Genomic DNA, 6600 nt, shown 5'->3' with positions numbered 1-6600 from the left:
CGAACGCCACCTGACCGAACACGAAGAATTCCACGCCGGGCTGATCGTAGGCGGCGCAAAAGCGGGTGTGGTTGGCGGCGCCTTCGTCGCCAAAATGCATCTGTGCCGGCAAGGCCGGGTGGTGGGCGAAGTGGCGCTCGTCGCGGAACATCGCCTGCAGGATGCGACCGGTGGTCGGGTGCTCGATGCTGCGGTGGAACTTGTTGTTGAGGTTGGCCGGGGTGAAGTGCACGCGGCCGTCGGCGGTGTCGGCACTGGGGCTGACGGTGGCGGCATTGGCGGTCCACATGGTGGAGGCGGAGGAGCAGGCCGCCAGGATGGCTGGCGCTTCCTTGGCCGCCCTGGCAATCACCTCGGCATCGCTGCCGGTAAAGCCAAGCTGGCGCAACGACGCCACGCTGGGGCGCTCGTGCGGGGCGATCACCCCTTGCTTGAAGCCGGCATCATGCAGCGCCTTCATCTTGGCCAAGCCCTGCTTGGCCGCCACCTTGGGATTGGCCACCGCGTTCTGGTTGCCGGTACTGGCGACATTGCCATAGCTCAGGCCGGCGTAGTTATGGGTCGGGCCGACCAGACCATCGAAATTGGCTTCAAAGGCGGACATTGCCATTCCTTTCGGTGTTGCATCGTTCAAAGGTAGTGTTCAAGTCTTGAACCACAGAGGACACGGAGGGCACAGAGGTGGCACAGAGAAAAGCCAGGGGAGGCTGTAGCGCGCTATCTTGCATAGGACACCGCGTTTAACCTGAAGTACCTTGCTTATGTCGGAATGAATTCCGACCTACAGCAGGCGCGATACCAACAGGTCTTCCCTCACTCTGTGCCACCTCTGTGTTCTCTGTGTCCTCTGTGGTTCAAGGTTTTGTATTCAAGCCCTACATGCTCATCCCTGCCGGCATCTGCGCCGGTAGGCTCAGGGTCGCTGTCTCCAGCCCGGCTACCGGATAGCTGCAATAATCGGCCGCGTAATAGGCACTGGCGCGGTGGTTGCCGCTGGCGCCGATGCCGCCGAATGGTGCGGCGCTGGATGCGCCGGTCAGCTGCTTGTTCCAGTTGACGATGCCGGCGCGGCTTTCTTGCCAGAACTGTTCGTACAGCTCCTGCCTATCGCTCAATAGCCCCGCCGCCAGGCCATAGCGGGTGGCATTGGCCAGCGCGATGGCCTCATCAAATGTCCCGTAGCGCTGCACCTTCAGCAGCGGGCCGAAGTGTTCTTCGTCGGCCAGATCGGCTACCTCGCTTACATCGACCAAGCCCGGCGACAGCAGGGCCGTACCCTCTTCCAGTCGCTGCATGGTCAATATGGCCTTGCCACCGCGAGCCAGCAGATCGGCCTGCGCCGCCAGCAGATGATCTGCCGCTGCCAGCGAAATCACCGCGCCCATGAAGGGTTGCTCGGCGTCGTCCCAGCGGCCGACCTTGAGCTGGCTGGCAACCGTCACCAGGCGAGCGAGAAAGGCATCGCCCTCGCTGGAGCGCGGCACCAGCAGGCGGCGGGCGCAGGTGCAGCGCTGGCCGGCGCTGATAAAGGCCGACTGGATGGTCTGGAACACGGCGGCATCGAGGTTGGCAACGTCTTGTACGATCAGCGGATTATTCCCACCCATTTCCAGCGCCAGAATCTTGTCGGGGCGGCCGGCAAACTGCTGGTGCAGATAGTGGCCGGTCGTGCTGGAGCCGGTAAAGAACAAGCCATCGATGCCGGCATGGCCGGCCAGGGCCACGCCAGTGTCTTTGCCGCCCTGCACCAGGCTGATCACGCCGGCCGGAATACCAGCCTGCTGCCATAGCGCCACGGTCTGGTGCGCGACACCTGGGCTGAGTTCGGATGGCTTGAAGATCACGCAGTTGCCAGCCAACAAGGCCGGCACAATATGGCCGTTGGGCAGGTGGCCGGGGAAGTTGTACGGGCCGAATACCGCCACCACGCCATGCGGGCGATGGCGCAGCACCGCCTGGGCATCACCCATGGTGCTTTCCTTCTCGCCGCTGCGCTCGTGATAGCTCTTCACCGAGATATCGATCTTGGCAATCATGGTCTGCACTTCAGTCAGCGCTTCCCAGCGCGGCTTGCCGGTTTCGAGGCCAATCTGGTCGGCCAGTGCCGCCTTGTGCTCGTTCAGCAATTCACCAAAGCGGCGCACGATGGCCTCACGGCCGGCAAAGCCCAGCGCACGCCAGGCCTTGAAGGCATTACGGGCGGCGCGCACTGCGGCATCGACCTGCTCGGCGGTGGCCGCCTGCCCCTGCCATACGGGCAGCTGGGTGACCGGATTGCGCGAAGCGAAATGCGGGCCCTGGCCGTCCTGCCAGCTTCCCTGGATAAACTGCTGCGTCATGACGTGGTTTCCTTGGCGTGTTCGTAAGAGTGGCGATCCGGCCCGCGCTGCTATATCAGGCCCGTGCCGACAAGGGCACGGCGCGTACGCTGTCGCCGGGCTGAATGTCCAGTCGCGCGATCACGGCCGCGCTCAATGGCAGGCCGTTCGGCTCGGGCTCGGTGGTGGCGAGGCAGACGCGGAAGTCGGCCAGGCGCCGGTTGGATACCAGCCAGCTGCGCCCGGTGGTGGCATCGGCCGATTTGGCGGTGAACAGCTGGCTGTCGCGCACGGCACGGATATCGGCCAGCGCGCATTCGATGGTCGGGCCGGCGTCGAAAATATCGACATAGCCATTGAAACGGAAACCCTCGCTTTCCAGCAGGGCCAGCGCCGGGCGGGTGTTGTCGTGCACCTTGCCGATCACCGCGCGGGCCTCTTCGCCGAGGAAGGCGGTATACACCGGATGCTGCGGCATCAGCTCGGCGATAAACGATTTTTGCCCGATACCGCTCAGATAGTCGGCTTCGGAGAAATCCATCTTGAAGAAATGCCGGCCCAGGCTCTCCCAGAAGGGCGAACGCCCCTTGTCGTCCGACACGCCGCGCATTTCGGCGATCACCCGAGGGCTGAAGCGCTCGGGGAATTCGGCCAGGAACAGAAAGCGGCTTTTCGACAGCAGGCTGCCATTGCTGTCGCGCCGGTATTCGCCCTGCAGAAACAGCGAGCACAGCTCGGCCACGCCGGTCAGGTCATTGGTCAGGAACAGGGTGTCGAGGCGGCGGTAAACGCCGATTTCCTGCGAGGTCTGTACCGACACACCCATGCGGTAGTTGTACCAGGGCTCGGTCAGGCCCACCGCCCCTTCGATGCCGCAGATGCCGGCCACATAGCCTTGTTGTTCATCATCTTCCAGCACAAACACAAAGCTTGATGCAGCCGGATCAGGCTGTGATGCCTGGGCGGCCAGCGAGTGCTCGATGCGCCGGGCCAGGCGCTCTTCATTGACCGGCAGGGTGGTGACCCCGACGCCGGTATGGCGCGCCAGATTCATCAGGGCGGCCAGATCGTCTTTACGGATGGCTCTTACCAGCATCATTGCTCCTTACAGCGGCGCAAAGCGCACGGTATCGCCGGGCTTGAGACCCAGCGCGCTCATCGCATCGGCCGGCAGGGTCAGGCCGGCGCCGGTGTGCTCGGCATCCACCACGGTAACGCGGAAGTCATCGAGCCGGGTGGTGGCCACCAGGCAAGGCGTGCCGCCGCCATGACCGCTATCCACCCGTGCCAGGCGGCTCTGCGCCACGGTGCGCACATTGCGGGTGGCGGCATGCAGGGTCGGGCCGCCATCGAAGATGTCGATATAGTTTTCTGCCTCGAAGCCCTCGCGGGTAAGGATGTCGTAGGACACCTCGGCCGAGGGGTTGATCTGCCCCATGGCCGCCTGCGCTTCGTCGTCGAGCAAGGGCACATAGAGCGGGTGCTGCGGCATCAGTTCGGCAATGAATTTGCGCCCCTTCACCCCGCAGTAGTATTCGGCCTGCTGGTAGCTGATCTGGAAGAACACCTTCCCCACCGAATCCCAGAACGGGCTGCTGCCATCATCGCGGCACACGCCGACCATTTCCGACACGATGCCCTCGGCAAAGCGCTCCGGCCATTGGGCGATAAACAGCAGGCGGCCACGCGACAACAAATCAGACCAAGCGGTAAAGCGCAGCGGCTTGCGCACATGGTAGGAAGTAAGCAGCGAGTTGCCGGTCAGGTCATGGCACAGGCTCAGCGCATGGATGCGGTTATTGATGCCGAGCCCGGGCGAGGCATGAATCAGCGTTTCATTGCGATAGCTATAAAACGGCTCGTTGAAGCCGGCCGAAGCGGTAATGCCCGATACGCCGACCAACTCGCCGGTGCGGCTGTCTTCCAGCACGAAGAAATAGCTCTCCTCGCCATAAAACGACACATCGGCAGCCAGGGAATCGAGCGAGGCCTGGATCTTGCGGTACAAGGTCTCGCGATCGGCCGGCAAGGAGGTCACCCCCACCGGGCTTTCCGCAGCAAGCTGCTCAACACCGGGCAGGTCGGACAAACGGCTGGAACGAAGTACTAGCACCGGCAATTCCTTTGGAATGGTTACCTGATTCAAAAGACTCGGGGCTGAAAAACCTTACACCTGTAAACACAGAGGGCACTGAGCACACAGAGGACACGGAGAACAGCAAGGCAATACCTTTGGCGAACAAGGCTGGGGGCGTCACGTCAAACCATCCCGCTTTTCTCTGCGCGCTCTGTGTCCTCCCAACTCTCTGTGTCTACAGACCTTGCCTTCTAAAGGCTGAAAAACCTTACACCTGTAGACACGGAGGGCAATGAGCACACAGAGGACATTGAGAAAGGCAAGGAAATGCATTGGGCGAGCCAGACTGGCGTGCATCACGCCAAAATCATCCCGCTGTTCTCTGTGTGCTCTGCGCCCCTCCCAAATCTCTGTACCTACAGACCTTGCGTTTTGAAAGCGGAAAAACCTTGCACCTGCAGACACAGGGGGCAATGAGCTCACAGAGGATACTGAGAACAGCAAGGCAATACCTTCAGCGAGCAAGGCTGGCATGCATCACGCCAAAACCATCCCCGCTTTTCTCTGTGTGCTCTGTGCCCTCCCAAATCTCTGTGTCTACAGACCTTGCCTTTTGCAACTAAGCCGCAGCCACAGCCCGCACCGCGCGGGCAAAGCGTGCCATGCCTTCGTCGATGTCGGTGTCCTCGATCACCAGGCTAGGCGCGAAGCGCACTACGTCGGGGCCGGCCTGCAGCACCATCACGCCCTCGCGGGCGGCGGCGGTCATAAAGTCTTTGGCGCGGCCCTTGTACTTGTCGCTGAGCACCGCACCGATCAACAGCCCCATGCCGCGCACTTCGCTGAACACGCCGGTTTCTGCAGACAAGGCATTCAGTGCCGAGGCAAAGCGGTCGTGCTTGGCCTTGACGCCCGCCAACACCGCTGGGGTATTCACCGTGTCGATCACCGCCTCGGCCACTGCGCAAGCCAATGGGTTGCCGCCATAGGTAGAGCCATGGGTGCCCACGGCAAAATGCCTGGCGATCGCCTCGGTGGTCAGCATGGCGCCGATCGGGAAGCCACCGCCGAGCGACTTGGCCGAGGTGAGGATATCGGGCGTGACGCCGTATTCCTGGTAGGCATATAGCGAGCCGCTGCGACCGACACCGGTCTGCACTTCGTCGAACACCAGCAGGGCCTTGTGCTGATCGCACAGTTCACGCGCCGCTTTCAGATACGCGGCCTGGGCCGGCAATACGCCGCCCTCGCCCTGCACCGGCTCGATCACTACCGCAGCGGTTTTGTCGGAGATCGCCGCCTTCAGCGCCTCGATATCGTTGTAGGCAATATGGGTAATGCCCTGTGGGCGCGGGCCGAAGCCGTCGGAATACTTGGGCTGGCCGCCCACCGTCACGGTAAAGAAGGTGCGACCGTGGAAAGAATTGGTGGTGGCGATGATCTCGTGCTTGTCGGCGCCCACCGTCTCGATCGCCCAGCGGCGCGCCAACTTGAACGCGGCTTCATTCGCTTCGGCACCGGAATTGCAAAAGAACACGCGGTCGGCAAAGGTGGCTTCGACCAGTTTCTTAGCGAGGCGCAGCGCCGGCTCATTGGTCAGCGAGTTCGATACATGCCACACCTTCTGCGCCTGCTCGGTCAGCGCCTTCACCAGCGCAGGGTGCGCATGGCCGAGCGAATTCACCGCGATACCGCCGGCGAAATCGACAAATTCCTTGCCGGCCTGATCCCACACCCGCGAGCCGACGCCGCGCACCGGAATGTAATCGGCCGGTGCGTAATTGGGCACCATGTACTGGTCAAAATCGGCGCGAATGGGGGAATGGCTCATGCTGGTTTCCTTTGCATCAAGTTACGGATGAATACTAGAGATTGCCGGCGGGCCTGCATTCCGGCAATGCGACATGTTTGGACAGGGCATAGGCTCAGCAGCACACCGTCATCAGGGGCTGCCGACACCGCGCTGACGGTCTTCTCGCGGCGTCAGGCCAAAGTGATTGCGGTAGGCGCTGGAAAAATGCGGGCCGCTGGAAAAACCGCACGACAGGCCGATCTGGATGATGGACTTGCTGGTCTGCCGCAACATCTGCCGCGCCCGATTGAGCCGCAACTCCAGATAATACTGCGATGGCACCTTGTCGAGATGTTGCTTGAACAAGCGTTCCAGCTGGCGGCGCGATACGCAGACATGCTGGGCCACTTCAT

Annotated in this window: 5 protein-coding genes and 1 pseudogene; all 6 read right to left on the bottom strand. The window is 62.2% G+C overall.

The window, feature by feature from the left end:
* A partial coding sequence (locus tag ACE3OH_RS17580; RefSeq protein ID WP_374356096.1) for an N-succinylarginine dihydrolase occupies positions 1–604 on the bottom strand: 604 nt, incomplete at its 3' end.
* Between the two features lie 271 nt (positions 605–875).
* Positions 876–2339: a succinylglutamate-semialdehyde dehydrogenase gene (astD, locus tag ACE3OH_RS17575; RefSeq protein ID WP_374356093.1), complete on the bottom strand. Its 1464-nt coding sequence runs from the start codon at positions 2337–2339 to the stop codon at positions 876–878.
* 55 nt (positions 2340–2394) lie between these two features.
* Positions 2395–3417: an arginine N-succinyltransferase gene (gene astA / locus ACE3OH_RS17570; protein ID WP_374356086.1), complete on the bottom strand. Its 1023-nt coding sequence runs from the start codon at positions 3415–3417 to the stop codon at positions 2395–2397.
* Between the two features lie 6 nt (positions 3418–3423).
* Entirely contained in the window at positions 3424–4431 is a 1008-nt protein-coding gene (locus ACE3OH_RS17565; protein WP_374356083.1) for an arginine N-succinyltransferase, read from the bottom strand.
* A 583-nt stretch (positions 4432–5014) separates the two neighbouring features.
* Positions 5015–6226, bottom strand: coding sequence for an aspartate aminotransferase family protein (locus tag ACE3OH_RS17560; RefSeq protein WP_374356080.1), 1212 nt, complete (start codon positions 6224–6226; stop codon positions 5015–5017).
* Positions 6227–6337: 111 nt separating this feature from the next.
* Positions 6338–6600: pseudogene (gene argR, locus ACE3OH_RS17555) on the bottom strand (transcriptional regulator ArgR); the annotation flags it as partial.

The sequence above is a fragment of the Chitinimonas sp. genome, from assembly GCF_041904975.1.
Taxonomy (GTDB): domain Bacteria; phylum Pseudomonadota; class Gammaproteobacteria; order Burkholderiales; family Chitinimonadaceae; genus Chitinimonas.
The sequence above is the reverse complement of the archived record's forward strand: the minus strand, read 5'-3'. Positions and strand labels throughout refer to the sequence as shown.

Bases quoted from the DNA above. Each gene is read 5' to 3' on its own strand.
- astD (WP_374356093.1), bottom strand. From the start codon at position 2,339: ATGACGCAGCAGTTTATCCAGGGAAGCTGGCAGGACGGCCAGGGCCCG.
- astA (WP_374356086.1), bottom strand. From the start codon at position 3,417: ATGATGCTGGTAAGAGCCATCCGTAAAGACGATCTGGCCGCCCTGATG.
- ACE3OH_RS17560 (WP_374356080.1), bottom strand. From the start codon at position 6,226: ATGAGCCATTCCCCCATTCGCGCCGATTTTGACCAGTACATGGTGCCC.